Raw genomic sequence first — 26,632 nt, 5'->3', positions numbered from 1 at the left:
CTCTTCCTCGTTTCAGAGTTCTAATTCGTGTTGCAGCAGGGAGGCGATGGCCTCTTCTGAGCTGGCGTTGACCAGCGCACTGCGGAAATCGTCATGCATGATGCGGCGGGCCAGGCGGGAGAAAATACGCATATGCTGATCGCCAGCGGCGTGTTTGTTCAGCGTCAGCATGATGATGAATTGTGCTGCTTCATCTCCCCACATGACGGGGGATTTCAGGCGCGCAACGCTGATGGTGGATTGCTCAATATGCTCAGACTTGCTGTGCGGAATGGCGAAGCTGAAGCCAAGACCGGTAGAGAATACGGCTTCTCGCGCCCACAGGTCGGCCTCCAGCTTGCGAGGGTAGCGGCAACGTCCGGCGAGCAGCAGGTTATCGGTCATCCCTTTCATGACCTCTTCTTTGCTGTTCCAGTCGTTATCCAGTGAAATGCAGCGAGGTGTGACCAGCGGTGTGTCCTGCTGATTCATGCGGAACTGCGCCAGCAGGTGTTCCACTTCAAGCGAAGTGCGACACGACATGGCCTGATTCAGCAGCTGGCGGCAGGCGCGGCTATCAAGCTGTGCCAGGCGCGCTTTGGTTGCCGGAATAGCGGGCGACCCCATGCTCAGCTCGTCCAGTCCCAGACCCACCAGCAACGGCAGCACTGAACCTTTTGCGCCCAGCTCTCCGCACAGGCCAATCCATTTCCCCTGGCGATGGACGGCCTGTACCGCATAATCCAGCGCCCTCAGGAAGGCCGGGTTCAGGCTGTTGTAGTGGCGTGTGACTTTGGCGTTGTCGCGGTCGACGGCCAGCAGATACTGCGTCAGGTCATTGCTGCCGATGCTAAAGAAATCAATTTCTTCGCAGCACTGATCGATAATGAACATCACCGAAGGCACCTCCAGCATGATGCCGAGCGGGATTTTCTCATCAAACGGAATGTGTTCAGCGCGAAGCTGCTGTTTTGCTTCGGCAAGCTTCTCTTTCACCCACAGGATCTCTTCCATGGATGAGATCATCGGGATCATGATCTTCAGGCTGCCGTGAGCAGAGGCGCGCAGGATCGCCCGAAGCTGGGTGGTGAAAAGGGCGGCATACTCTTCGTAAATGCGTACGGCGCGGTAGCCGAGAAACGGGTTGTTTTCGGCCGGGATATTCAGGTACGCCACCGGTTTATCGCCGCCGATATCCATGGTGCGCACGATAATGCTGCGCCCGTTTGCACTTTCCAGCGCCTGACAGAAAATGTTGTACAGCTCGTTTTCGCCGGGCGCGCTGGTACGGTCCATATACAGCATTTCGGTGCGAAACAGGCCAACGCCCTCGGCGCCGTTCCCGAATGCTGCCTGCGCTTCCACCGCGTGGGCGATGTTTGCGGCGATCTCAATGCGCAGGTCATCGGCGGTTCTGGCTTCCCGGTCAAGCCAGATGCGCTGCTGCTCGCGTAGTGCCTGCTGTACCCGTGCTTCCTGGCGGTAGTAGCGCGCCACCGCATCGCTGGCGTTGACCACGACCGCACCGGCATTGCCATCAATAAATACGGGTTTATTGCGCCACTGCAGCAGGCTTTCACTGTCGACGCCGACCAGCGTCGGAATATTAAAGGAACGTGCAAGAATAACGGTGTGCGAGGTTGTTCCGCCGCTTTTTAACAGCAGCCCCTTAAGCAAGGTTTTATCGAGCTCCAGGAACTGGCCGGGCGTAAGATCATCCGCCAGACAAACGGTCGGCTGCGTCAGCTGGCCCGGTGCGGGGAAGCGCTGTTCACCGTAGATTTGCTGCAGCAGCTGATAGCAAACATCGCGCACATCCAGCACGCGTTCCTGCAGATAGCTGCTGCTGGAACGAGAGAACGCATCGCAGAAATGGTTAGCTGTGGCGATTATAGCCTGCGCGCAGCTCAAACCCTGGCTCACTCCTGCAAGGAGATGCTGACGCAAAGAGGTATCCGTTGCCAGCGAACGATGTGCCTCAAGAATGGCGCTGGCGGTGCTGTCGCTGTCCAGCGCGCGCAGCTCAATGTTTTTCACCAGCAGGGTGAGGCCTTTATCCAGCGCTGACTGCTCTTCTTCCACGTTTTTCGCGTCGGGTAAATCCGTCAGTGCATTGAGATCCAGCGAGGTCAGCAAGGTTAACACGCCCCGGGCGCTGCCGCTGCAAACGGGCAGGGCGCGGAAAAGCGTTGGATTAAGGCGCGCGAGGGATTCTGGCAGCGGATCGCGCTCAATATTGATGGCTTCTGCGAGCGGCGCGTCGCAGTGTGGAAACTCTTCCCGGAGCCATTGTTCCAGCTGTTGATGGGCGCTCTGCTCATCTTCACCGTGGATCACCAGACGACAGGCGTCGCCTGCCAGCGTGTCGGTGCCAATAAGTGCCAGTGCGCTCTTGGCATTTCCTTTTCGGTCAGTGCGCAGGTTATGCCACTCGATCTGTGAGATAAACGTATTGCACAGCGTCTCTACATGACTTGCCGGACGCGCGTGAACACCGTTGGGCAATTCACAGGTAAATTCCACTACCAGAGCCATACACACTCCTGAAACTCATCATCATTCATTTGGGAACAGCATACGAGTGCGTTGATGGCGCGCGCCATGTGACAAATCTGCCAAAAGCTGGACAAATGTAATATCACGTGAAAAGTGAGATTTGACTCACAGGTTATGGTGGTTTGTCTTATGCGTAACGTCTATCCGAAATGTCGAGGCGGATCGCATTTTTATTTCGATATTACAAAAATCCAGTAAATGGCCTTTTTGTCTCCTGTCCGCCGTCTTCCTGATTGCCTATTGTTTGCCACAACATCTTTATGGTTTTAAGCCAGGAGCGACATATGAAAGAGTTGGTGCATATTCTCAAGAACACGCGGCAGCATCTGATGACCGGGGTGTCGCACATGATCCCGCTCGTGGTCGCGGGCGGTATTTTGCTGGCGGTTTCGGTCATGCTGTACGGCAAGGGCGCGGTACCGGATGCCGCAACCGATCCCAACCTCAAAAAGCTATTTGATATCGGCGTGGCGGGGTTAACGCTGATGGTGCCTTTCCTGGCCGCCTATATTGGCTATTCCATTGCCGAGCGCGCCGCGCTTGCTCCCTGCGCTATTGCCGCGTGGGTCGGTAACAGTTTCGGTGCCGGTTTCTTCGGCGCCATTATTGCCGGGATCCTCGGCGGGATTGTGGTCTGGTATCTGAAAAAACTGCCGGTCCCGAAAGTTCTGCGCTCCGTCATGCCTATCTTCATCATCCCTATCATCGGCACCTTTGTTACCGCAGGCATCATGATGTGGGGTCTGGGCGAACCTGTTGGTGCGTTGACGACGGGCTTAACCCAGTGGCTGCAAGGGATGCAGCAGGGCAGCATCGTTGTGTTGGCCATCATCATGGGGTTGATGCTGGCCTTCGACATGGGTGGCCCGATTAATAAAGTCGCCTATGCCTTCATGCTGATCTGCGTTGCTCAGGGCGTCTACACCGTGGTGGCGATTGCGGCAGTCGGTATCTGTGTGCCACCGCTGGGATTAGGCCTGGCGACGTTGATTAATCGCAAGAATTTTACCGGTGAAGAGCGTGAAGCGGGTAAGGCTGCATTAGTGATGGGCTGCGTGGGGGTTACCGAAGGGGCCATTCCGTTCGCCGCTGCCGATCCTCTGCGCGTTATTCCCTCCATCATGCTGGGATCCGCATCTGGCGCAGTGACGGCTGCCGTGATGGGGGCGCAATGTTATGCCGGCTGGGGCGGGCTTATCGTTCTCCCTGTGGTGGAAGGCAAACTGGGCTACATCGCGGCGGTTGCCGTAGGGGCGGTGGTGACGGCCATTAGCGTCAACGTGCTGAAGAGTATTGCCCGCAAGAATGCAAAACAGGTCGAGGAAAAAGAGGACGACCTGAATCTGGATTTTGAAATTAACTGAGTGAGGAAGAGAAGATGGCCCGAATTATCGCAGTAACAGCATGCCCGTCTGGCGTTGCCCATACCTACATGGCGGCCGAAGCGCTGGAAAGCGCCGCTAAAGCCAAAGGCTGGGAAGTAAAGGTTGAAACGCAGGGGTCGATTGGTCTTGAGAACGAGCTGAATGCTGAGGATATCGCTGCAGCGGATATGGTGATCCTGACCAAAGATATCGGCATTAAATTTGAAGAGCGCTTTGCCGGGAAAACCATCGTGCGCGTCAACATTAGCGACGCGGTAAAACGCGCCGACGCCATCATGAACAAGATTGATGCCCACCTGGCGCAAACCGCCTGACGCTCTCCCGCCCTTCGGGGCGGGCTCGTTTTCCGTTACAGGAGTTCCCTCATGACGAATCGTACCCAGCGTTTGAAAGACGCACTTTTTGCCAGCCCACGTGAAATCTCGCTTGAGCGTGCTTTGCTCTATACCGCCAGCCATCAGCAGACGGAAGGTGAGCCGGTTATCCTCAGGCGTGCAAAAGCCACGGCGTACATTCTTGACCATGTGAACATCGCGATTCGTGATGAGGAACTGATTGCCGGAAACCGGACCGTTAAACCGCGTGCGGGCATTATGTCGCCTGAGATGGATCCGTACTGGCTGCTTAAGGAGCTGGACCAGTTCTCCACTCGTCCACAGGACCGCTTCGAGATCGGCGAAGCGGATAAACAGATCTACCGTGACGTGCTGTATCCCTACTGGGAAAAACGGTCAATGAAGGATTTCATTAACAGCCAGATGACGGATGAGGTGAAAGCCGCTGTGGGGACGCAAATTTTCAGCGTCAACCAGACGGACAAAGGGCAGGGGCATATCATTATTGATTATCCGCGCCTGCTCAATAACGGCCTGGGTGTGTTGGTGGAGGAATTGCGCGAACGCTGCGCCCGCGATGCGCAGAACACGTTCTATGCCGCCGCGTTGATTCTGCTTGAAGCGTCCCAGCGTCATATACTGCGCTATGCATCACTGGCTGAAGAGTTGGCTGCAAGCAGCGATGCAGCACGGCGTGAAGAATTACGGAAGATGGCAGAAATCTCGCGCCACAACGCGCAGCATAAGCCGCAAACGTTCTGGCAGGCGTGTCAGCTCTTCTGGTACATGAACGTTATTTTGCAGTATGAATCCAACGCAAGTTCGCTCTCCATCGGGCGCTTTGACCAGTACATGCTGCCCTTTTATCAGGCCTCGCTCTCACAGGGCGAAGCGCCCGCTTTCCTGAAAGAGATTCTGGAATCGCTGTGGGTGAAGTGCAATGATGTGGTGCTTTTACGCTCGACCAGCAGCGCCCGCTATTTTGCCGGATTCCCGACCGGGTATACCGCACTATTGGGCGGCCTGACGGAGAACGGTCGTAGCGCGGTGAATGTGCTTTCCTTCCTGTGCCTGGATGCTTATCAGAGCGTTCAGCTTCCTCAACCGAACCTTGGCGTGCGGGTTAACGAACTTATCGACCGTCCTTTTCTGCTTAAAACGGCGGAGACGATCCGCCTGGGCACCGGTATCCCGCAGATTTTCAATGACGAAGTGGTGGTGCCCGCTTTCCTGAATCGGGGGGTGTCGCTGGAAGATGCGCGCGACTACGCGGTGGTTGGCTGTGTAGAACTGTCAATTCCGGGTAAAACCTACGGTCTGCATGATATCGCGATGTTTAACCTGCTGAAGGTGATGGAAATCGCGATGCAGGAGAACGAAGGCAACGCAGCGCTGAGTTATGAAGGCTTGCTGGACCATATTCGCGCCAAAATTAATCACTACATTGCGCTGATGGTTGAGGGGAGCAACATCTGCGATATCGGCCATCGAGACTGGGCACCGGTACCGTTGCTCTCTTCATTTATCAGCGATTGTCTTGAATCAGGGAAAGATATTACCGACGGCGGGGCGCGGTATAACTTTTCTGGCGTTCAGGGAATCGGGATAGCCAACCTGAGCGATTCACTGCACGCCCTGAAAGGGCTGGTCTTTGAACAGCAGCGCTTAAGTTTTGATGAGCTCTTAGCCGTGTTAAAAGCGAACTTTGCCACCCCAGAGGGCGAAAAGGTGCGTGCAAGGTTGATCAATCGCTTCGAAAAATACGGCAATGATATCGATGATGTCGACAATATCAGCGCTGAACTGCTGCGCCATTACTGTAAAGAGGTCGAAAAATACCGGAACCCGCGCGGCGGACAGTTCACGCCAGGCTCTTATACCGTATCGGCACACGTGCCGCTGGGGGCGGTGGTGGGAGCTACACCGGATGGCCGCTTTGCCGGAGAGCAACTGGCTGACGGTGGGCTCTCGCCGATGCTTGGGCAAGATATGCAGGGCCCAACGGCGGTATTAAAATCGGTAAGCAAGCTGGATAACTATCTGTTATCTAACGGTACGCTGTTAAACGTTAAATTTACCCCTGCGACGCTGGAAGGCGATACCGGGCTGCAAAAGCTGGCGGATTTCCTTCGCGCTTTCACCCAGCTTAAGCTGCAGCATATCCAGTTTAACGTGGTGAACGCGGAAACATTGCGTGAAGCGCAACAGCGTCCACAGGATTTTGCCGGGCTGGTGGTGCGCGTTGCCGGATACAGCGCCTTCTTTGTCGAGTTATCGAAGGAGATCCAGGATGACATTATCCGCCGCACAGCACATCAGCTGTGACGTGGTTGAAACGCGCGTCGACGTGGCGCGTATTTTCAACATCCAGCGCTACTCACTGAACGACGGAAGCGGCATCCGCACGGTGGTTTTTTTTAAAGGCTGCCCTCACCGCTGTCCGTGGTGTGCGAATCCGGAGTCGATCTCCCCGAAAATCGAGACGGTGCGCCGGGAGAGTAAATGTCTGCACTGTGCTCCCTGCCTGCGGGACGCTGAGGAGTGTCCCTCCGGCGCGTTCGAGCACATCGGGCGCGACGTGACGCTGGATGAGCTTGAAAACGAGGTGATGAAAGATGATGTCTTCTTTCGTTCCTCGGGAGGCGGGGTGACGCTTTCGGGCGGGGAAGTGTTGCTGCAGGCGCCTTTCGCGACACAGCTTCTACAGAGGCTGCGTCGTTTCGGCGTGCATACGGCCATCGAAACGGCAGGCGATGCGCCTTTGTCGCGATTAATGCCGCTGGCTCACCAGTGTGATGAAGTGCTGTTTGATTTGAAGATCATGGACACGGCGCTGGCCCAATCCGTTTTGGCTATGAATCTCCCCAGGGTGCTGGATAATTTCCGCCAGCTGGTGGCTGACGGGATAAACGTGATTCCCCGCGTCCCGCTTATTCCTGGCTATACGCTTAACGAAACGAACATGGCGCGCGTGCTGGCTTTCCTGTTACCTTCAGGAATACGGCAGCTGCATTTATTGCCCTTCCATCAGTATGGGGAGCCAAAATACCGTCTGCTGGGACAGGTGTGGGGAATGCGGCAAGCGATCCCGCCGACAGAAGATGAGGTGTCAGCGATGCGTCAGCTGGCCGAGTGCGAAGGTTTCAATGTTACCCTGGGAGGCTGAACATGACAGTGATAGCGGGACGTCATCTGGTGGCGGTGACCGCGTGCGTCAGTGGCGTCGCACATACCTATATGGCTGCCGAACGGCTGGAAAAGCTCTGCCAGCAGGAGAAGTGGAGCGTTAACATTGAGACGCAGGGAGCGCTGGGCGTTGAGAGTGAGCTTACGGAAGAGGACATCCGGCGTGCTGATGTCGTATTGCTCATTACTGATATCGAACTGGCGGGCAGTGAACGTTTCGAGCATACGCGCTACGTGAAGTGCGGTATTAACGCCTTTTTACGTGACCCACAAAAGGTGATGGGCGCGGTGCGTAAAATGCTATCCGCTCCGCAGCAAACTCAGATCATTCTGGACTAGCACCCTTTCCGGTGAGCTGGCTGTGATACTGGCGACGGTATTCTGACGGCGAACGCTCCGTGTTCTTGCGAAATAACCGACAGAAATAGTTGCTGTCGACAAATCCGCAGGCATGCGCCACCTCTTTCACTTTTAAATCATACCCTTTTAACAGCTGGCGCGCGTGTTCCAGCCGGGTATGCGTCAGGTATTCATTAAAACCCACTGCGCCCGTTTTCTGGAACAGATGAGACAGGTAGTTTGGGGAGATATAGAACGCCTGCGCGACGGATTCCCGGGTAAGGGGAGTGGCGTAGTGTTCGTCAATATAGACCCGAATCGCTTCAAACAGAGCCTGACTGCGGGAGGCGGTTTGGATCTGACTCCCCAGAAGGTCCACGCAGTGGCTAAGCAGGCTGGCGATAATTAGCCTCGCGGTTTGCTGCTCATGCGGTTGCATCTGGATTTCATGGAACGTCTGTAAGAGTAGCGATCCAATACGCGGACCGCGGCGGGCAACGTGCTGCTTTGCCAGATTTCGAACGTCTTCACCGTCCCAATGCAAAAGGCTAAACCCAAGCTGCTGTTTGCCAAACAGGATACTCAGCGTGGTTGCGGGAGCTTGCCAATGTGGATTATTCCAGCCGCCAGCCGGGACGTATAAAACATCCCCCTGCTGTAAAACGCTGCCAGCCTGGTCTTTCATTGAACCTTCGATCGCGATCTCCAGACGTGGGAAATCGACCTGCAGGGCAAGTTCGGGGGCGGGGATCGCTGGGTTCGCAAAATGCACCTGACGCAGCGGCGTTGTGCCGTTGATCAGGTCAGTCAGGATGTGGGTAATGTCGTGGTGCATGGTGTGGATACCAGGGTATTGCTGGGCGGCGCTAACGCTTACCCGGCCTACGTATCGTAGGCCCGTGCAAGCGTAGCGCCGCCGGGCGTAAAGCATTAGCCGGTGTTACGCATACCTGCCGCAACGCCCGCAATCGTCACCATCAGCGCCTGTTCAACGCGCGGATCCGGCTCTTTCCCTTCTTCTTCTGCCAGACGCGAACGGTGCAGCAGCTCTGCCTGCAGGACGTTCAGCGGGTCGGTGTAGATGTTACGCAGCTGAATAGACTCGGCAATCCACGGCAGGTCCGCCATCAGATGTGAGTCGTTGGCGATGTCCAGTACCACTTTGATGTCGCCTTCCAGCAGTTCGCGCAGCTCTTTACCTAGCGCCCACAGCTCTGGTTTCACCAGACGCTGGTCGTAGTATTCCGCCAGCCACAGGTCAGCTTTCGAGAAGACCATCTCCAGCATGCCCAGACGGGTAGAGAAGAACGGCCAGTCGCGGCACATGGTTTCCAGTTCGTTCTGTTTACCGTCTTCCACCACTTTTTGCAGTGCGGCACCGGCACCCAGCCAGGCGGGCAGCATCAAACGGTTCTGCGTCCAGGCGAAGATCCACGGGATCGCGCGCAGAGACTCTACGCCACCGGTCGGGCGACGCTTTGCAGGACGTGAGCCCAGCGGCAGTTTACCCAGCTCCTGCTCAGGCGTGGCCGAGCGGAAGTAAGGAACGAAATCTTTGTTTTCACGCACGTAGCCGCGGTACAGATCGCAGGAGATATCAGACAGCTCGTCCATGATATGGCACCAGGATGCTTTCGGCTCCGGCGGCGGCAGCAGGTTTGCTTCCAGGATCGCGCTGGTGTAGAGCGACAGGCTGCTGATGGTCACTTCCGGCAGACCGTACTTGAAGCGGATCATCTCGCCCTGCTCGGTGACGCGCAGGCCGCCTTTGAGGCTTCCCGGCGGCTGCGACAGCAGCGCTGCGTGTGCAGGCGCGCCGCCACGGCCAATCGAGCCACCGCGTCCGTGGAACAGGGTCAGCTCAATACCGGCTTTCTCGCAGGTTTTGATCAGTGCGTCCTGCGCCTGATACTGCGCCCAGGATGCCGCCATCACGCCCGCATCTTTCGCGGAGTCGGAATAGCCAATCATCACCATCTGTTTGCCCTGAATAAAGCCGCGGTACCAGTCGATATTCAGCAGCTGGGTCATGACGTCGTTGGCGTTGTTCAGGTCGTCGAGGGTCTCAAACAGCGGGGCGACCGGCAGAGCGTAGTCGATTCCCGCTTCTTTCAGCAGAAGGTGAACGCCCAGCACGTCTGACGGGGTCTTCGCCATGGAGATCACATAGGCGGCCACCGATCCTTTCGGCGCGTCCACGATCGCTTTACAGGTGTTGAGTACTTCGCGGGTTTCGTTGCTTGGCTCCCAGTTGCGCGGCAGCAGAGGGCGCTTCGAGTTCAGCTCGCGGATCAGGAAGGCCTGTTTGTCGGCTTCGGACCAGCTTTCATAGTCACCGATGCCGAGATAGCGGGTCAGCTCGCCCAGCGCTTCGGTATGACGGGTACTTTCCTGACGTACGTCGATACGCACCAGCGGCACGCCAAAACACTTCACGCGGCGCAGGGTGTCGAGCAGTTCGCCATTAGCGATGATGCCCATCCCGCAGGCCTGCAGTGATTTATAACAGGCATACAGCGGCTCCCAGAGCTGTTCGTTCTGGCTGAGCAGACCCTCTGGTTTTGGCAGGCGCTGACCTTTCAGACGCGCTTCCAGCCAGGCCTGGGTGGCCATCAGCTGACCACGCAGTTTCTTCATCAGGAAACGGTACGGCTCGCTGGCGCCTTCTTCTCCGGCCAGCGCGCGCAGTTCCGGCGTCGCTTCAACCATCGACAGCTCGGAGATCAGCACCTGAATGTCTTTCAGGAACAGGTCGGTCGCTTTCCAGCGGCTCAGCAGCAGGACGTGACGGGTAATTTCTGCGGTCACGTTCGGGTTGCCGTCGCGGTCGCCGCCCATCCAGGAGGTGAAGCGGACCGGAACAAAGTCGACCGGCAGGCGGTAGCCGAGGTTCTCTTCCAGCTGTTCGTTCAGCTCGCGCAGGTAGTTAGGCACCCCTTCCCACAGGCTGTTTTCCACCACCGCAAATCCCCATTTCGCTTCGTCGACCGGGCTTGGACGATGCTTACGAATTTCATCGGTGTGCCAGGACTGGGCAATCAGCTGGCGCAGACGGCGCATCAACTGGTTGCGTTCGTAGTCGGCAATGTCTTTGTTATCCAACTGCTTCAGACAGTTGTTCACTTCCACCATTTTGTGGATCAGGGTGCGACGGGTAATTTCAGTGGGGTGTGCGGTCAGCACCAGCTCCAGCGAAAGCGACTCCACCGCTTTTTTGATGGTGGCTTCGTTGAGGTCTGGCTGGTCTTTCAGTTTACGCAGGGTGCGGGCAATGACTTCCGGGTTGCTGGCAGCTTCGCCATTTGGCGAAATGCTGTGGTATTGCTCAGCGGTGTTGGCCAGGTTCAGGAACTGGCTGAATGCGCGTGCAACGGGCAGCAGCTCATCGTTTGAGAGGTTCTGCAAGGTGGTGAGCAGCTCCTGACGACTGGCCTCGTTACCGGCACGGGAAGATTTAGACAGCTTGCGGATGGTTTCAACGCGGTCGAGGATGTTCTCCCCCAACGCGTCTTTGATGGTATCTCCAAGCACTTTGCCGAGCATACTGACATTACTACGCAACGCGGAATATTGTTCGTTCATAAAAACCCAGTCACCCCATCATTTTTGTTTATGCCCAGGCGAAAATTTTCTGGACATTATTTTGTCATCTCCCCTTATAAAGCCACGTAAAACCCCCGTCGTCAATTGCTGCGAAAACGGTTCAGCAAACGAATAAATGAGGGCAATTTACGAAATTTAATTCCCATTGCGTCAGATAAGAGATGCTTATGAGAATGTACCAGGGAAAAGGGGTAAACACGAAAAATGGCAGCTTCGGTTGCCATTTTGCTTTTATCTGCGGGTTTTTTTACGCAAAAAAAAAGCGGACCACGGGGTCCGCAAAAGTTCACGTTGGCTTTAGTTGTTCGAGTTTTGAGAGAAACTCGCTGACGGAGCGGGGACGTCAAGGGTCAAACACGTGCCGCCTCGTCTATGTGGTGTATTATTCAACAGAATGCTTGATAGGGATAATCGTTCGTTGCTATGCTATCTATCGCCATGAACTATCGTGGCGACGGAGGATGAATAATGAATATTCGTGATCTTGAATACCTGGTAGCGTTAGCCGAGCATCGTCACTTTCGCCGCGCGGCAGACTCCTGCCACGTCAGCCAGCCCACGCTGAGCGGTCAGATCCGCAAGCTGGAAGACGAGCTGGGCGTGATGCTGCTGGAGCGCACCAGTCGTAAGGTTCTGTTCACACAGGCAGGTCTGCTGCTGGTGGATCAGGCGCGCACAGTGCTGCGCGAGGTCAAAGTGCTCAAGGAAATGGCAAGCCAGCAGGGGGAGGCGATGTCCGGCCCGCTGCATATTGGCCTGATCCCAACCGTTGGCCCGTACCTGTTGCCGCACATCATTCCGATGCTGCACCAGACGTTCCCGAAACTCGAAATGTACCTGCATGAAGCGCAGACCCATCAGCTGCTGGCGCAGTTAGACAGCGGCAAGCTCGACTGCGCCATTCTGGCGCTGGTGAAAGAGAGTGAAGCCTTTATTGAAGTGCCGCTGTTCGATGAGCCGATGATGCTGGCGATCTATGAAGATCACCCGTGGGCGAACCGCGATCGCGTACCGATGGCCGATCTGGCCGGTGAAAAGCTGCTGATGCTGGAAGATGGCCACTGCCTGCGCGATCAGGCGATGGGCTTTTGCTTTGAAGCGGGTGCGGATGAAGATACCCATTTCCGCGCAACCAGCCTGGAAACGCTGCGTAATATGGTCGCGGCGGGAAGCGGTATTACGCTGCTGCCTGCGCTGGCCGTGCCGCGCGAGCGTAAACGTGATGGCGTGGTTTATCTGCCGTGCATTAAGCCGGAGCCGCGTCGCACTATCGGCCTGGTGTATCGTCCGGGTTCACCGCTGCGCAGCCGCTATGAGCAGCTGGCAGAGGCCATCCGTGGTTCGATGGATGGCCATTTCGACAGCGCGTTAAAACAGGCGGTTTAAGCCGTTCAGCGCAGCTACCCGATAGGCTTCCGCCATGGTCGGGTAGTTAAAGGTGGTGTTAACGAAGTACTCAATGGTGTTACCACCGCCTTTCTGCTCCATTATCGCCTGGCCGATATGAATGATTTCCGCCGCGCGTTCACCAAAGCAGTGAATGCCGAGGATCTCTTTGGTCTCGCGATGGAACAAGATCTTCAGCGTTCCCACGCTCATCCCCACAATTTGCGCCCGCGCCAGATGTTTAAACTGGGCGCGTCCCACCTCGTAAGGCACCTTCATTGACGTCAGCTGCTGCTCGGTTTTCCCGACAGAACTGATTTCCGGGATGGTATAGATGCCCGTCGGAATATCTTCGATCAGGTGCGCCGTCGCTTCGCCTTTTACCAGCGCCTGTGCGGCAATGCGTCCCTGGTCGTAAGCGGCTGAGGCCAGGCTTGGGTAGCCAATCACGTCGCCGACCGCGTAAACGTGCGGCAGGGCGGTCTGATACATGCTGTTGACCTTCAGCTGACCGCGGCTGTCGGTTTCAAGCCCGATATTTTCCAGCTGCAGTGAATCGGTGTTGCCGGTACGACCGTTGGCGTACAGCAGGCAGTCTGCTTTCAGCTTCTTACCGGACTTCAGGTGCATGATCACCCCGTCGTCACAGCCCTCAATCTTCTCGTACTCTTCGTTGTGGCGAATCACCACGCCGCTGTTCCAGAAGTGGTAGGAGAGGGAGTCCGACATCTCCTGATCGAGGAATGCCAGGAGGCGGTCACGGGTGTTGATCAGGTCAACTTTGACGTCCATTCCGCGGAAGATCGACGCATATTCGCAACCAATGACCCCTGCGCCATAGATAATGACGTGGCGAGGCTCATGGTGCAGGCTCAGAATCGAGTCGCTGTCGTAAACGCGCGGGTGCGAGAAGTCCACGTCGGCCGGATGGTAAGGGCGTGAGCCGCAGGCTATAACAAATTTTTCAGCCGTGATGGTTTCAACCGAACCGTCGTGGCATTCGAGTGCCAGGGTGTGTTCATCCACAAAATGCGCATTGCCCTGCAAAATCTCACAGTGGTTACGCTCATAAAATCCCTGACGCATGCGTGTCTGCTGGTTAATAACGGTATCCGCATGATTCAGGATGTCAGCAAAGGATGAACGAAGAAGTCGGGAGTGGTCGCTGTAAAGAGGGTTCTGGTTAAATTCGATAATGCGGCTAACGGCGTGGCGGAGGGCTTTCGAAGGGATGGTGCCCCAGTGGGTGCAACCGCCGCCGACATTATGGTAGCGCTCGATGACCGCTACTCTGGCTCCCTGTTTCACCAGACCCATAGCAGCACCTTCGCCGCCGGGGCCGGAACCAATAACTATTGCGTCGTAATCGTAGGAATGTGGCATGGTAAGGCTTACCTGTTCTTATACATAAAAGCAACAGAATCATAACATCATTGCCAGGGTAACCCAATTATCGTTGTGCTTTTTTCGGGCAGTGGAGCACAAACCGCACGTAAACAATCATTCACAAAGCCAGGCAAACAGATTAATTTTATTCTCTGGTATAGTGCCATCAGGCCTTTGGAAGGATTCAACTATCGTGATGGGCGTAAGAGCACAACAAAAAGAGAAAACCCGGCGTTCGCTGGTGGAAGCAGCATTCAGTCAACTGAGTGCTGAGCGAAGTTTTGCCAGTTTGAGCCTGCGCGAAGTCGCACGCGAGGCCGGGATTGCGCCAACGTCCTTCTATCGTCATTTCCGTGATGTGGATGAACTGGGCCTGACCATGGTCGACGAGAGCGGCCTGATGCTGCGCCAGCTGATGCGCCAGGCGCGTCAGCGTATCGCCAAAGGGGGCAGCGTGATCCGCACCTCCGTATCGACCTTTATGGAATTTATCGGCAATAACCCCAACGCGTTTCGTCTGCTTCTGCGCGAGCGTTCGGGCACATCGGCGGCGTTTCGTGCCGCCGTCGCGCGTGAAATTCAGCATTTCATCGCGGAACTTGCCGACTATCTTGAACTCGAAAACCATATGCCGCGCGCGTTTACTGAAGCACAGGCCGAGGCGATGGTGACGATTGTTTTCAGTGCGGGTGCCGAAGCGCTGGATGTCAGCATTGAACAACGCAAGCAGCTCGAAGAGCGGCTGGTATTGCAGCTCAGGATGATCTCCAAAGGCGCGTACTACTGGTATCGCCGTGAACAAGAGAAACTGGCACATCAAACCGAAGAGTGAAGGTGAGTAATGAAACAGTCAGGTCAGGATAAAGGGACGCTGTTGCTGGCATTGATCGCTGGCTTATCCATTAATGGTACGTTTGCCGCTATTTTTAGCTCAATCGTGCCGTTTTCGATTTTCCCGCTTATTGCGCTGGTGCTGACGGTTTACTGCCTGCATCAACGTTACCTGAACCGCACCATGCCGGTGGGGCTACCGGGGCTGGCCGCTGCCTGCTTTATTCTGGGCGTATTGCTGTACAGCACGGTGGTTCGCGCGGAATATCCGGATATCGGCTCTAACTTCTTCCCTGCGGTACTGTCTGTGGCGCTGGTGTTCTGGATTGGCTCGCGCATGCGTAGCCGTAAAAGCCAGTTATCAGAGTAAAGGGTTTCGTCATTGTAGGCCGGATAAGCGAAGCGCCATCCGGCTTTTTTGGCAGGTGGCGCTTCGCTTACCTGCCCTACAAGCCCCACATTACTTCGCCGTGAGCAGTACGCCGCACTCCATATGGTGCGTATACGGGAACTGATCGAACAGCGCCAGACGTTCAACCTTGTGCGTCTGGCCTAATGTTTCGAGGTTCTTGCACAGCGTCTCCGGGTTACAGGAGATGTACAAAATACGCGGGTACGCCTGCACCATCTTCTCGGTTTCGCTGTCCAGGCCACTGCGCGGCGGGTCGACAAAAATCGTCTCACACTGGTAGCTCTTGAGATCGATCCCTTCCAGGCGGTTAAACTGGCGTACGCCGTTCATGGCCTGCGTGAACTCTTCTGCGGCCATACGAATGATCTGCACGTTGTCGATATGGTTGGCGGCAATGTTGTACTGCGCGGCTGCCACCGACGGCTTTGCGATTTCCGTTGCCAGCACGCGATCGAAGTTACGCGCCAGCGCCAGCGAGAAGTTGCCGTTACCGCAGTAGAGCTCAAGCAGATCGCCCGTTGACCCTTCCGTCGCCTTCAGCGCCCACTCCAGCATCTGCACGTTCATCGCAGCGTTCGGCTGGGTGAAGCTGTTCTCGACCTGACGATACACCATCTCTTTACCTGCCACCGGCAGGCGCTCGTCGATGTAGTCCTGATCCAGCATGATTTTGGTTTTGGTCGCGCGGCCAATCAGGTGAACGTTGATGTTCTGCGCGCGCAGCGCATCGCGCAGCGCTTCTGCCTGCTCGCGCCACTCGTCGTTAAGCGCTTTGTGATACAGCAGAGAGACAATCGCCTGATTGCTTTGCGTGGTCAGGTAGTCAATCTGGAACAGCTTGTTACGCAGTACCGGATTGTTGCGCACGCCGTCCATTATCAACGTCATCAACTGGTTAATGAGCTCGCTCGCCGCCGGAAAACTGTCCACGCGGATACGGGATTTCGTCTGCTGATCGAAAATGATGTGGTACAGGTCGTCGCCGTCGTGCCAGATGCGGAACTCGGCGCGCATGCGGTAGTGGCTGACGGGAGAGCGGAACACCTCGGGAACGGGCGCGTTGAAAGGCGTCATCATACTTTGCAGGCGGACGACTTTCTCTGCCAGCTGCGCGTCGTACTGTTCTGTCGGGAGGTGTTCTGGGGTCATGATGCGTCCTGAGTGATAAAGAATTACGCGGGGATTGTAGGCATTGTTCAGGGGATGTCCAGATTTAATGGGCAATAGCTGTCTGGACATCCATACGTGTCTAATTGTAGCATTCTGTTTCCGGTCTCCTGAGAGTGAAAAGGGAATCCAGTGTAAATCTGGAGCTGACGCGCAGCGGTAAAGTCTGGCGGGATGAGCGTTGTAGACACTGTGAAAATGGGAAGTCTTCATCCTTGTATAGCCACCTAGCCCGAAGACCTGCCGGGATCACGTCGCATTTGGTTTCATCATCGCGTGCTATCGATGAGGCCTGCGGCATCCTTCTTATATTGTGGATGCTTTAACAATGATTAAAAAAATATCGCTGTTGACGGCGTTGTCCGTCACGGCATTTTCGGGCTGGGCGCAGGATAGCGCCGACTCGTTGGTGGTGACGGCAAATCGTTTTGAACAACCTGAAAAAACTATTCTGGCTGCAACCTCCGTTGTTACGCGTGCCGATATTGACCGTTGGCAATCAACCTCAGTCCTGGATGTTATGCGTCGCCTGCCCGGCGTGGATACGGCGCAAAGTGGCGGGATGGGGCAACTCTCTTCTCTCTTTATACGTGGCACCAACTCCAGCCACGTCCTGATCCTGGTTGATGGGATCCGCCTTAACCAGGCGGGCGTCACGGGGTCGTCCGATCTCAGCCAGTTCCCGATCTCCCTGGTGCAGCGTATCGAATATGTTCGTGGACCGCGTTCGGCGGTATACGGCTCGGACGCGATCGGCGGAGTCGTAAACATTATTACCACTCGCGCGAAGGACGGTACCACGCTGAATGCAGGTGCAGGGTCGCATGGTTACCAGAATTATGGCGGCAGTACTCAGCAAACATTGGGCGACAGCACGCGCGTCACGCTTGCGGGTGATTACACCTATACCAAAGGGTTTGATGTGGTTGCGGACGGCAACAATGGTGGCCTTGCCCAGACCGATCGCGACGGCTTTATGAATAAAACGCTCTATGGTGCACTGGATCACGCATTCTCGGAGCGGTGGAGCGGATTTGTTCGCGGCTTTGGCTACAGCAACCGTACTGCCTACGACGGTTACTACAGCTCATTTACCCCCGATGTACTGGTCGATACCCGCCAGCTCTATAGTCAGACCTGGGATGCTGGATTGCGCTTCAACGATGACATCTTCCATTCACAGCTGCTCACCAGCTATAGCCACAGCAAGGACTATAACTACGACCCAAATCTGGGCCGCTACGATTCGACTGCCACCCTGGATGAAATCAAACAGTACAACGTCCAGTGGCTGAATTCCGTTGATGTTGGCCATGGAAACATTGGCGCGGGCGTTGACTGGCAGAAGCAGAGCACCGAGCCGGGTACAAACTACGTGACCAACGGCTACGACCTGCGTAACACCGGCGTTTACCTGACCGGGCTGCAGCAGTTTGGTGACTTCACTCTGGAAGGAGCGGTTCGCAGCGATGACAACTCTCAGTTCGGCCGCCATGGCACCTGGCAAAGTAGTGCGGCCTGGGAGTTCGTGGAGGGTTACCGCTTCGTTGCTTCTTATGGTACGGCCTATAAGGCTCCGAATCTGGGTCAGCTCTATGGTTTCTATGGCAATGACCATCTTGATCCAGAAGAGAGTAAGCAGTGGGAAGGTGCCTTTGAAGGCCTGACGGCGGGCGTGAGCTGGCGCGTCTCTGGCTACCGTAATGACGTCGATAATCTCATCGACTTCGATAATAACCTTCAGCAATATTACAACGTCGGTAAAGCGCGCATTAAAGGTGTGGAAGCGACAGCATCGTTTGATACGGGCCCGTTGACGCATACTGTAGGCTACGACTATGTGGATGCCCGCAATGCCGCAACCAACGAACTTCTGGACCGTCGTGCTAAGCAGCAGGTGAAATATCAGCTCGACACGCAGATCTATGATTTCGACTGGAGCCTGACTTATCACTATCTCGGTACGCGTTACGACACTGACTTTGGTGCTTATCCGTCTGAGAAAGTAAAAATGGGTGGTGTCAGCCTGTGGGATGTCGCAGTTTCGTATCCTGTCACCTCACATCTCACAGTTCGTGGTAAAATAGCCAACCTGTTCGATAAAGATTACGAGACAGTTTATGGCTACCAAACTGCAGGACGGGAATATACCTTGTCTGGCAGCTACACCTTCTAATCCGCGTCCCACCGTGCTGGTGTTTGATTCCGGCGTCGGTGGGCTTTCGGTCTATGATGAGATTCGGCATCTCCTGCCGGATCTCCATTACATCTACGCCTTCGATAACGTCGCTTTCCCGTATGGGGAAAAGAGCGAAGATTTTATTGTTGAGCGTGTGGTTGAAATTGTCACCGCTGTACAAAAGCGCTATCCCCTTGCGCTGGCGGTTATCGCCTGTAATACGGCGAGCACCGTTTCTCTTCCTGCCCTGCGTGAAAAATTCCAGTTCCCGGTTGTGGGCGTTGTTCCTGCGATAAAGCCTGCCGCGCGCCTTACGGCGAACGGCATTGTGGGTTTGCTGGCAACGCGAGGCACGGTAAAGCGTCCTTATACCCGCGAGCTGATCGACCGTTTTGCCAACGAATGCCAGATTGCGATGCTGGGTTCGGCTGAGCTGGTGGAGATGGCTGAAGCGAAGCTGCATGGAAAAGCGGTATCACTCGACGAGCTGCGTCGTATTCTTCGTCCGTGGCTGCGGATGCCCGAACCTCCGGATACCGTTGTGCTGGGCTGTACTCACTTCCCGCTATTACAGGAAGAGCTATTAGAGGTATTGCCGGAGGGGACGCGCCTGGTTGATTCCGGTGCGGCTATCGCCCGTCGTACGGCCTGGTTGCTGGAGCATGAAGCGCCGGATGCGAAATCTACCGATGCGAATATCGCGTTTTGTATGGCCATCACGAAAGAGACTGAGCAACTTTTACCCGTTTTACGCCGTTATGGCTTTGAAACGCTCGAAAAACTGGCGCTGTAGCACGGTTTTGAGCAAAAAAGAGACGGTTGAAAGTTTTTTTTAAAAGAGGGGTTGTCAACGTCTGAGAACTCCCTATAATGCGCCTCCACTGACACGGAACAACGGCTTACAGGCCGCCGGGTTAGCGGGGTTCAGAGATGAACGCCGGCAGAGAAAAGCAAAAATAATCGCTTGACTCTGAATGAGGAAAACGTAATATACGGGACCTCGCAACGGTGAGCTTAACGCTGCGTTGCAACTGCTCTTTAACAATTTATCAGACAATCTGTGTGGGCACTCAAAGTGACATGGATTCTTAATGTCTCCGGACAATAAATGAATACCAAGTCTCTGAGTGAACATACGTAATTCATTACGAAGTTTAATTCACGAGCATCAAACTTAAATTGAAGAGTTTGATCATGGCTCAGATTGAACGCTGGCGGCAGGCCTAACACATGCAAGTCGAGCGGCAGCGGAAAGTAGCTTGCTACTTTGCCGGCGAGCGGCGGACGGGTGAGTAATGTCTGGGAAACTGCCTGATGGAGGGGGATAACTACTGGAAACGGTAGCTAATACCGCATAACGTCGCAAGACCAAAGAGGGGGACCTTCGGGCCTCTTGCCATCAGATGTGCCCAGATGGGATTAGCTAGTAGGTGGGGTAATGGCTCACCTAGGCGACGATCCCTAGCTGGTCTGAGAGGATGACCAGCCACACTGGAACTGAGACACGGTCCAGACTCCTACGGGAGGCAGCAGTGGGGAATATTGCACAATGGGCGCAAGCCTGATGCAGCCATGCCGCGTGTATGAAGAAGGCCTTCGGGTTGTAAAGTACTTTCAGCGGGGAGGAAGGTGCTGAGGTTAATAACCTCAGCAATTGACGTTACCCGCAGAAGAAGCACCGGCTAACTCCGTGCCAGCAGCCGCGGTAATACGGAGGGTGCAAGCGTTAATCGGAATTACTGGGCGTAAAGCGCACGCAGGCGGTCTGTCAAGTCGGATGTGAAATCCCCGGGCTCAACCTGGGAACTGCATTCGAAACTGGCAGGCTAGAGTCTTGTAGAGGGGGGTAGAATTCCAGGTGTAGCGGTGAAATGCGTAGAGATCTGGAGGAATACCGGTGGCGAAGGCGGCCCCCTGGACAAAGACTGACGCTCAGGTGCGAAAGCGTGGGGAGCAAACAGGATTAGATACCCTGGTAGTCCACGCCGTAAACGATGTCGACTTGGAGGTTGTGCCCTTGAGGCGTGGCTTCCGGAGCTAACGCGTTAAGTCGACCGCCTGGGGAGTACGGCCGCAAGGTTAAAACTCAAATGAATTGACGGGGGCCCGCACAAGCGGTGGAGCATGTGGTTTAATTCGATGCAACGCGAAGAACCTTACCTACTCTTGACATCCAGAGAACTTAGCAGAGATGCTTTGGTGCCTTCGGGAACTCTGAGACAGGTGCTGCATGGCTGTCGTCAGCTCGTGTTGTGAAATGTTGGGTTAAGTCCCGCAACGAGCGCAACCCTTATCCTTTGTTGCCAGCGGTTAGGCCGGGAACTCAAAGGAGACTGCCAGTGATAAACTGGAGGAAGGTGGGGATGACGTCAAGTCATCATGGCCCTTACGAGTAGGGCTACACACGTGCTACAATGGCGCATACAAAGAGAAGCGACCTCGCGAGAGCAAGCGGACCTCATAAAGTGCGTCGTAGTCCGGATTGGAGTCTGCAACTCGACTCCATGAAGTCGGAATCGCTAGTAATCGTAGATCAGAATGCTACGGTGAATACGTTCCCGGGCCTTGTACACACCGCCCGTCACACCATGGGAGTGGGTTGCAAAAGAAGTAGGTAGCTTAACCTTCGGGAGGGCGCTTACCACTTTGTGATTCATGACTGGGGTGAAGTCGTAACAAGGTAACCGTAGGGGAACCTGCGGTTGGATCACCTCCTTACCTTAAAGAACCTGCCTTTGCAGTGCTCACACAGATTGTCTGATGAAAAACAGCAGTAAAAATCTCTGCAGGCTTGTAGCTCAGGTGGTTAGAGCGCACCCCTGATAAGGGTGAGGTCGGTGGTTCAAGTCCACTCAGGCCTACCAAACTCCTTTTAAAGGATGAGCGGTACAGAGATTATAAACGATGGGGCTATAGCTCAGCTGGGAGAGCGCCTGCTTTGCACGCAGGAGGTCTGCGGTTCGATCCCGCATAGCTCCACCATCTTTTACTGCGAACACAAGAAAACTTCAGAGTGAACCTGAAAAGGTGCACTGCGAAGTTTTGCTCTTTAAAAATCTGGATCAAGCTGAAAATTGAAACGACACATCTTAAGTGGTGTGTTCGAGTCTCTCAAATTTTCGCAATCAGAAGTGAAACATCTTCGGGTTGTGAGGTTAAGCGACTAAGCGTACACGGTGGATGCCCTGGCAGTCAGAGGCGATGAAGGACGTGCTAATCTGCGAAAAGCGCCGGCGAGGTGATATGAACCTTTGACCCGGCGATGTCCGAATGGGGAAACCCAGTGCAATTCGTTGCACTATCGTTAACTGAATACATAGGTTAACGAGGCGAACCGGGGGAACTGAAACATCTAAGTACCCCGAGGAAAAGAAATCAACCGAGATTCCCCCAGTAGCGGCGAGCGAACGGGGAGCAGCCCAGAGTCTGAATCAGCTTGTGTGTTAGTGGAAGCGTCTGGAAAGTCGCACGGTACAGGGTGACAGTCCCGTACACGAAAGCACACAGGCTGTGAACTCGAAGAGTAGGGCGGGACACGTGGTATCCTGTCTGAATATGGGGGGACCATCCTCCAAGGCTAAATACTCCTGACTGACCGATAGTGAACCAGTACCGTGAGGGAAAGGCGAAAAGAACCCCGGCGAGGGGAGTGAAAAAGAACCTGAAACCGTGTACGTACAAGCAGTGGGAGCACCTTCGTGGTGTGACTGCGTACCTTTTGTATAATGGGTCAGCGACTTATATTCTGTAGCAAGGTTAACCGTATAGGGGAGCCGAAGGGAAACCGAGTCTTAACTGGGCGTTAAGTTGCAGGGTATAGACCCGAAACCCGGTGATCTAGCCATGGGCAGGTTGAAGGTTGGGTAACACTAACTGGAGGACCGAACCGACTAATGTTGAAAAATTAGCGGATGACTTGTGGCTGGGGGTGAAAGGCCAATCAAACCGGGAGATAGCTGGTTCTCCCCGAAAGCTATTTAGGTAGCGCCTCGTGAACTCATCTTCGGGGGTAGAGCACTGTTTCGGCTAGGGGGCCATCCCGGCTTACCAACCCGATGCAAACTACGAATACCGAAGAATGTTATCACGGGAGACACACGGCGGGTGCTAACGTCCGTCGTGAAGAGGGAAACAACCCAGACCGCCAGCTAAGGTCCCAAAGTCATGGTTAAGTGGGAAACGATGTGGGAAGGCACAGACAGCCAGGATGTTGGCTTAGAAGCAGCCATCATTTAAAGAAAGCGTAATAGCTCACTGGTCGAGTCGGCCTGCGCGGAAGATGTAACGGGGCTAAACCATGCACCGAAGCTGCGGCAGCGACGCTTATGCGTTGTTGGGTAGGGGAGCGTTCTGTAAGCCGTTGAAGGTGTGCTGTGAGGCATGCTGGAGGTATCAGAAGTGCGAATGCTGACATAAGTAACGATAAAGCGGGTGAAAAGCCCGCTCGCCGGAAGACCAAGGGTTCCTGTCCAACGTTAATCGGGGCAGGGTGAGTCGACCCCTAAGGCGAGGCCGAAAGGCGTAGTCGATGGGAAACAGGTTAATATTCCTGTACTTGGTGTTACTGCGAAGGGGGGACGGAGAAGGCTATGTTAGCCGGGCGACGGTTGTCCCGGTTTAAGCATGTAGGCGGAGGTTCCAGGTAAATCCGGTACCTTTTAACGCTGAGGTGTGATGACGAGGCACTACGGTGCTGAAGTAACAAATGCCCTGCTTCCAGGAAAAGCCTCTAAGCATCAGGTAACACGAAATCGTACCCCAAACCGACACAGGTGGTCAGGTAGAGAATACCAAGGCGCTTGAGAGAACTCGGGTGAAGGAACTAGGCAAAATGGTGCCGTAACTTCGGGAGAAGGCACGCTGATATGTAGGTGAAGCCCCTGCGGGTGGAGCTGAAATCAGTCGAAGATACCAGCTGGCTGCAACTGTTTATTAAAAACACAGCACTGTGCAAACACGAAAGTGGACGTATACGGTGTGACGCCTGCCCGGTGCCGGAAGGTTAATTGATGGGGTTAGCGGCAACGCGAAGCTCTTGATCGAAGCCCCGGTAAACGGCGGCCGTAACTATAACGGTCCTAAGGTAGCGAAATTCCTTGTCGGGTAAGTTCCGACCTGCACGAATGGCGTAATGATGGCCAGGCTGTCTCCACCCGAGACTCAGTGAAATTGAACTCGCTGTGAAGATGCAGTGTACCCGCGGCAAGACGGAAAGACCCCGTGAACCTTTACTATAGCTTGACACTGAACACTGGTCCTTGATGTGTAGGATAGGTGGGAGGCTTTGAAGCGTGGACGCCAGTCTGCGTGGAGCCGTCCTTGAAATACCACCCTTTAATGGCTGGTGTTCTAACGTAGACCCGTAATCCGGGTTGCGGACAGTGTCTGGTGGGTAGTTTGACTGGGGCGGTCTCCTCCCAAAGAGTAACGGAGGAGCACGAAGGTTAGCTAATCCTGGTCGGACATCAGGAGGTTAGTGCAATGGCATAAGCTAGCTTGACTGCGAGAGTGACGGCTCGAGCAGGTGCGAAAGCAGGTCATAGTGATCCGGTGGTTCTGAATGGAAGGGCCATCGCTCAACGGATAAAAGGTACTCCGGGGATAACAGGCTGATACCGCCCAAGAGTTCATATCGACGGCGGTGTTTGGCACCTCGATGTCGGCTCATCACATCCTGGGGCTGAAGTAGGTCCCAAGGGTATGGCTGTTCGCCATTTAAAGTGGTACGCGAGCTGGGTTTAGAACGTCGTGAGACAGTTCGGTCCCTATCTGCCGTGGGCGCTGGAGAATTGAGGGGGGCTGCTCCTAGTACGAGAGGACCGGAGTGGACGCATCACTGGTGTTCGGGTTGTCATGCCAATGGCACTGCCCGGTAGCTAAATGCGGAAAAGATAAGTGCTGAAAGCATCTAAGCACGAAACTTGCCCCGAGATGAGTTCTCCCTGACCCTTTAAGGGTCCTGAAGGAACGTTGAAGACGACGACGTTGATAGGTCGGGTGTGTAAGCGCAGCGATGCGTTGAGCTAACCGATACTAATGAACCGTGAGGCTTAACCTTACAACGCCGAAGCTGTTTCGGCGAAGAGACAGACACGATTTTCAGCCTGATACAGATTAACAGAATTTGCCTGGCGGCTTTAGCGCGGTGGTCCCACCTGACCCCATGCCGAACTCAGAAGTGAAACGCCGTAGCGCCGATGGTAGTGTGGGGTCTCCCCATGTGAGAGTAGGGAACTGCCAGGCATCAAATTAAGTAGTAAGCCGGTGCATAAATCCGGTGGTTACAGCAGTCTTCGGTGGAGCGGTAGTTCAGTCGGTTAGAATACCTGCCTGTCACGCAGGGGGTCGCGGGTTCGAGTCCCGTCCGTTCCGCCACTTATTAAGACATTAAGCCTGCCTTGTTGGCAGGCTTAATGGCAAAAAAACTTTAGGGGCGTAGCTCAGTTGGTAGAGCACCGGTCTCCAAAACCGGGTGTCGCGAGTTCGAGTCTCTCCGCCCCTGCCATATAGAATCCTTTGCTTCGGCAAAGGATTTTTTTTGCCTAAAACACTGCAGAAAACTCTCTTCTTAATTTTCAGCCAGCATCCCTGCTGGCTGATGCATCAATCCATTACATTGATTTTTAATAGATCTTTTATCTGTGATTGCTTATCACTGTTTTGCAGCCAAATTGCATACAGCGGCCTGGTAAGCGTGGTGGAATCCATCACGGTGTGCAGCCCTGCTTTAGTGTCTGCCCAGCGAACAGGTAACCAGGTACAACCTTTCAGCAGGGGCAGCTGCTGACAGGCGATCTCTGCCGAGCTGGTCGTTAACTGCGGAACATCATCAGGTGCAATCAATCCAGTCTCATGCTGCTGAAAATCTGGCCCCCATTCCAGGCGCAAATAGGTCAGATCTGCCTTCATCATCGAAGGTTCAGAGGCATAAAGCGCCAGGCCAAACTGGCCTACAATCTGGCTGCTAAATTCGTCCATCTTGGGGGCTTCAGTTGTGATCAGAAGATCAAGCTGACGCTCATGAAGCTGCTTAACCAGCGACTGCCGTTGCGCAATTCTCGCTTCAAATTGCAGGTGGCCGTGTGAATGATACAACCGGGTAAGCCACTGACTTAGCATACATTCCCACAGAGAAGCGCTGGCCCCAATCGAGAACTCATTATGCCTCGAAGTATGCGCCACCTCTTTACGTGCTGCCTGCCAGGTATTCATGAGCGTTTCTGCGTACGGCAGCAGTTTCTCACCGGCAGACGTTAAGCGAATATTGTTACGATGGCGAGTAAAAAGATTCACACCCAGTTGATTTTCCAGCTGTCGAATACGAAAACTGACTGCTGACTGCGTCAGGTAAAGGGCTTCAGCTGCTCGCCCAAAGTGGCGTGTTCTGCTCACTTCAAGGAAAGTTTTAAGCAATTCCGTATCCACATCTTTCTCCGCAAAATTATTTGTCGTTATGATTTAAATGTTTTGTTTTACACTCTGTCAAGCGTAACTAATACTCCGCGCCATAAATAGCTCGGCCAAAGAATTAGGAGCGTGTAGGATGGCGGAAAGCTTTACGACGACTAATCGTTTTTTCGACAATAAACATTATCCGCGCGGGTTCTCTCGTCACGGCGATTTCACCATCAAAGAAGCTCAACTGCTTGAGCGCCATGGTTATGCCTTTAACGAGCTGGATCTGGGTAAGCGTGAACCTGCGACCGAAGACGAAAAACAGTTTGTTTCCGTTTGCCGTGGTGAGCGTGAGCCTCAGTCTGAAGCGGAACGTGTGTGGATCAAGTATATGGCACGCATTAAGCGTCCAAAGCGCTTCCATACGCTGTCTGGCGGCAAGCCGCAGATGGAAGGTGCAGAAGACTACACCGAGTCTGATGATTAAAATGAA

General features: G+C 54.7%; 17 protein-coding genes, 4 tRNA genes, 3 rRNA genes and 1 riboswitch. Of the genes, 18 read left to right on the top strand and 6 right to left on the bottom strand.

Annotated features, from left to right (window positions below; all coding sequences use genetic code 11):
• Positions 1 to 12: 12 nt before the first annotated feature.
• On the bottom strand, positions 13 to 2,514 hold the full coding sequence (gene ptsP / locus WM95_RS24995) for a phosphoenolpyruvate--protein phosphotransferase (protein ID WP_063408242.1): 2,502 nt from the start codon (positions 2,512 to 2,514) through the stop codon (positions 13 to 15).
• Between the two features lie 305 nt (positions 2,515 to 2,819).
• Here ptsP and WM95_RS24990 point away from each other — a divergent pair, with 305 nt between their 5' ends.
• From WM95_RS24990 to WM95_RS24970, 5 genes are read left to right on the top strand one after another with little or no spacing between them, the layout of a single operon-like run.
• On the top strand, positions 2,820 to 3,899 hold the full coding sequence (locus WM95_RS24990) for a PTS fructose transporter subunit EIIC (protein ID WP_063408243.1): 1,080 nt from the start codon (positions 2,820 to 2,822) through the stop codon (positions 3,897 to 3,899).
• A gap of 14 nt (positions 3,900 to 3,913) precedes the next feature.
• Positions 3,914 to 4,234, top strand: coding sequence for a PTS fructose-like transporter subunit IIB (locus WM95_RS24985; protein ID WP_023309670.1), 321 nt, complete (start codon positions 3,914 to 3,916; stop codon positions 4,232 to 4,234).
• Positions 4,235 to 4,285: 51 nt separating this feature from the next.
• The gene (locus WM95_RS24980; protein WP_047743353.1) at positions 4,286 to 6,580 is read left to right on the top strand and encodes a formate C-acetyltransferase; all 2,295 of its coding nucleotides are present in this window, start codon (positions 4,286 to 4,288) and stop codon (positions 6,578 to 6,580) included.
• The gene (locus WM95_RS24975; protein WP_063408244.1) at positions 6,546 to 7,421 is read left to right on the top strand and encodes a [formate-C-acetyltransferase]-activating enzyme; all 876 of its coding nucleotides are present in this window, start codon (positions 6,546 to 6,548) and stop codon (positions 7,419 to 7,421) included. Before WM95_RS24980 ends, WM95_RS24975 begins: the two co-directional genes overlap by 35 nt.
• Positions 7,422 to 7,423: 2 nt before the next feature.
• Positions 7,424 to 7,780 carry a PTS fructose-like transporter subunit IIB gene (locus WM95_RS24970; RefSeq protein WP_023309667.1) on the top strand — a complete coding sequence of 119 codons (357 nt, stop codon included), beginning with the start codon at positions 7,424 to 7,426 and terminating at the stop codon, positions 7,778 to 7,780.
• On the opposite strand, the gene WM95_RS24965 is transcribed toward WM95_RS24970, so the two are convergent.
• Entirely contained in the window at positions 7,767 to 8,615 is an 849-nt protein-coding gene (locus WM95_RS24965; protein WP_088544997.1) for a helix-turn-helix transcriptional regulator, read from the bottom strand. The two genes, WM95_RS24970 and WM95_RS24965, sit on opposite strands and share 14 nt — an antisense overlap.
• Positions 8,616 to 8,710: 95 nt before the next feature.
• Complete coding sequence (gene ppc / locus WM95_RS24960) at positions 8,711 to 11,362, bottom strand: phosphoenolpyruvate carboxylase (RefSeq protein ID WP_023309665.1); 2,652 nt, start codon at positions 11,360 to 11,362, stop codon at positions 8,711 to 8,713.
• 489 nt (positions 11,363 to 11,851) lie between these two features.
• Between ppc and oxyR the strand changes: the two genes are divergently transcribed.
• A complete protein-coding gene (gene oxyR, locus WM95_RS24955; protein WP_023309664.1) occupies positions 11,852 to 12,769 on the top strand; it encodes a DNA-binding transcriptional regulator OxyR in 918 nt (305 codons plus the stop codon).
• Here the strand turns inward: oxyR and sthA are convergent.
• Complete coding sequence (gene sthA / locus WM95_RS24950; RefSeq protein WP_008501785.1) at positions 12,752 to 14,152, bottom strand: Si-specific NAD(P)(+) transhydrogenase; 1,401 nt, start codon at positions 14,150 to 14,152, stop codon at positions 12,752 to 12,754. The genes oxyR and sthA overlap by 18 nt on opposite strands.
• A 196-nt stretch (positions 14,153 to 14,348) precedes the next feature.
• Between sthA and fabR the strand changes: the two genes are divergently transcribed.
• Positions 14,349 to 14,987: an HTH-type transcriptional repressor FabR gene (gene fabR / locus WM95_RS24945; RefSeq protein WP_008501784.1), complete on the top strand. Its 639-nt coding sequence runs from the start codon at positions 14,349 to 14,351 to the stop codon at positions 14,985 to 14,987.
• A gap of 9 nt (positions 14,988 to 14,996) precedes the next feature.
• Positions 14,997 to 15,356, top strand: coding sequence for a YijD family membrane protein (locus tag WM95_RS24940; protein WP_045355521.1), 360 nt, complete (start codon positions 14,997 to 14,999; stop codon positions 15,354 to 15,356).
• A 90-nt stretch (positions 15,357 to 15,446) separates the two neighbouring features.
• Here WM95_RS24940 and trmA read toward each other — a convergent pair whose 3' ends face one another.
• Complete coding sequence (trmA, locus tag WM95_RS24935) at positions 15,447 to 16,547, bottom strand: tRNA (uridine(54)-C5)-methyltransferase TrmA (protein WP_023333837.1); 1,101 nt, start codon at positions 16,545 to 16,547, stop codon at positions 15,447 to 15,449.
• A 104-nt stretch (positions 16,548 to 16,651) separates the two neighbouring features.
• Positions 16,652 to 16,827, top strand: a riboswitch (cobalamin riboswitch).
• Between the two features lie 66 nt (positions 16,828 to 16,893).
• Here trmA and btuB point away from each other — a divergent pair.
• From btuB to WM95_RS24885, 9 genes are all read left to right on the top strand, one after another.
• Positions 16,894 to 18,741, top strand: a complete 1,848-nt coding sequence (btuB, locus tag WM95_RS24930) for a TonB-dependent vitamin B12 receptor BtuB (RefSeq protein WP_063408246.1) — start codon at positions 16,894 to 16,896, stop codon at positions 18,739 to 18,741.
• Positions 18,686 to 19,537 carry a glutamate racemase gene (murI, locus tag WM95_RS24925; protein WP_063408247.1) on the top strand — a complete coding sequence of 284 codons (852 nt, stop codon included), beginning with the start codon at positions 18,686 to 18,688 and terminating at the stop codon, positions 19,535 to 19,537. The genes btuB and murI overlap by 56 nt, the downstream gene beginning before the upstream one ends.
• 383 nt (positions 19,538 to 19,920) lie before the next feature.
• Positions 19,921 to 21,462 (top strand): 16S ribosomal RNA (locus tag WM95_RS24915).
• A gap of 69 nt (positions 21,463 to 21,531) precedes the next feature.
• Positions 21,532 to 21,608 (top strand) — tRNA-Ile (locus tag WM95_RS24910).
• Between the two features lie 42 nt (positions 21,609 to 21,650).
• Positions 21,651 to 21,726, top strand: a tRNA-Ala gene (locus WM95_RS24905).
• A 171-nt stretch (positions 21,727 to 21,897) separates the two neighbouring features.
• Positions 21,898 to 24,802 (top strand): 23S ribosomal RNA (locus WM95_RS24900).
• A gap of 69 nt (positions 24,803 to 24,871) precedes the next feature.
• A 5S ribosomal RNA gene (rrf, locus tag WM95_RS24895) occupies positions 24,872 to 24,987 on the top strand.
• Together the 16S, 23S and 5S rRNA genes with 4 tRNA genes alongside form the textbook arrangement of a ribosomal RNA operon.
• Before the next feature lie 55 nt (positions 24,988 to 25,042).
• Positions 25,043 to 25,119, top strand: a tRNA-Asp gene (locus WM95_RS24890).
• Between the two features lie 54 nt (positions 25,120 to 25,173).
• Positions 25,174 to 25,249 (top strand) — tRNA-Trp (locus tag WM95_RS24885).
• A gap of 98 nt (positions 25,250 to 25,347) precedes the next feature.
• Here the strand turns inward: WM95_RS24885 and hdfR are convergent.
• Positions 25,348 to 26,169, bottom strand: a complete 822-nt coding sequence (hdfR, locus tag WM95_RS24880; RefSeq protein ID WP_063408186.1) for an HTH-type transcriptional regulator HdfR — start codon at positions 26,167 to 26,169, stop codon at positions 25,348 to 25,350.
• A gap of 118 nt (positions 26,170 to 26,287) precedes the next feature.
• Between hdfR and WM95_RS24875 the strand changes: the two genes are divergently transcribed.
• Positions 26,288 to 26,626 (top strand): DUF413 domain-containing protein, encoded by a 339-nt coding sequence (locus WM95_RS24875; protein ID WP_008501577.1) that lies wholly within the window; start codon positions 26,288 to 26,290, stop codon positions 26,624 to 26,626.
• The last annotated feature ends 6 nt before the right edge of the window (positions 26,627 to 26,632 follow it).

It is taken from the genome of Enterobacter cloacae complex sp. ECNIH7, from assembly GCF_002208095.1.
Classification (GTDB): Bacteria; Pseudomonadota; Gammaproteobacteria; order Enterobacterales; family Enterobacteriaceae; genus Enterobacter; species Enterobacter cloacae_M.
Note: the sequence above shows the minus strand (reverse complement) of the source record. Positions and strands in the feature narration are given on the sequence as shown.

What these genes read in the sequence shown, in the direction of transcription:
- ptsP (WP_063408242.1), bottom strand. Translation starts at nt 2,514, where the DNA reads ATGGCTCTGGTAGTGGAATTTACCTGTGAATTGCCCAACGGTGTTCAC.
- WM95_RS24990 (WP_063408243.1), top strand. Translation starts at nt 2,820, where the DNA reads ATGAAAGAGTTGGTGCATATTCTCAAGAACACGCGGCAGCATCTGATG.
- WM95_RS24985 (WP_023309670.1), top strand. Translation starts at nt 3,914, where the DNA reads ATGGCCCGAATTATCGCAGTAACAGCATGCCCGTCTGGCGTTGCCCAT.
- WM95_RS24980 (WP_047743353.1), top strand. Translation starts at nt 4,286, where the DNA reads ATGACGAATCGTACCCAGCGTTTGAAAGACGCACTTTTTGCCAGCCCA.
- WM95_RS24975 (WP_063408244.1), top strand. Translation starts at nt 6,546, where the DNA reads ATGACATTATCCGCCGCACAGCACATCAGCTGTGACGTGGTTGAAACG.
- WM95_RS24970 (WP_023309667.1), top strand. Translation starts at nt 7,424, where the DNA reads ATGACAGTGATAGCGGGACGTCATCTGGTGGCGGTGACCGCGTGCGTC.
- WM95_RS24965 (WP_088544997.1), bottom strand. Translation starts at nt 8,615, where the DNA reads ATGCACCACGACATTACCCACATCCTGACTGACCTGATCAACGGCACA.
- ppc (WP_023309665.1), bottom strand. Translation starts at nt 11,362, where the DNA reads ATGAACGAACAATATTCCGCGTTGCGTAGTAATGTCAGTATGCTCGGC.
- oxyR (WP_023309664.1), top strand. Translation starts at nt 11,852, where the DNA reads ATGAATATTCGTGATCTTGAATACCTGGTAGCGTTAGCCGAGCATCGT.
- sthA (WP_008501785.1), bottom strand. Translation starts at nt 14,152, where the DNA reads ATGCCACATTCCTACGATTACGACGCAATAGTTATTGGTTCCGGCCCC.
- WM95_RS24940 (WP_045355521.1), top strand. Translation starts at nt 14,997, where the DNA reads ATGAAACAGTCAGGTCAGGATAAAGGGACGCTGTTGCTGGCATTGATC.
- trmA (WP_023333837.1), bottom strand. Translation starts at nt 16,547, where the DNA reads ATGACCCCAGAACACCTCCCGACAGAACAGTACGACGCGCAGCTGGCA.
- btuB (WP_063408246.1), top strand. Translation starts at nt 16,894, where the DNA reads ATGATTAAAAAAATATCGCTGTTGACGGCGTTGTCCGTCACGGCATTT.
- murI (WP_063408247.1), top strand. Translation starts at nt 18,686, where the DNA reads ATGGCTACCAAACTGCAGGACGGGAATATACCTTGTCTGGCAGCTACA.
- WM95_RS24875 (WP_008501577.1), top strand. Translation starts at nt 26,288, where the DNA reads ATGGCGGAAAGCTTTACGACGACTAATCGTTTTTTCGACAATAAACAT.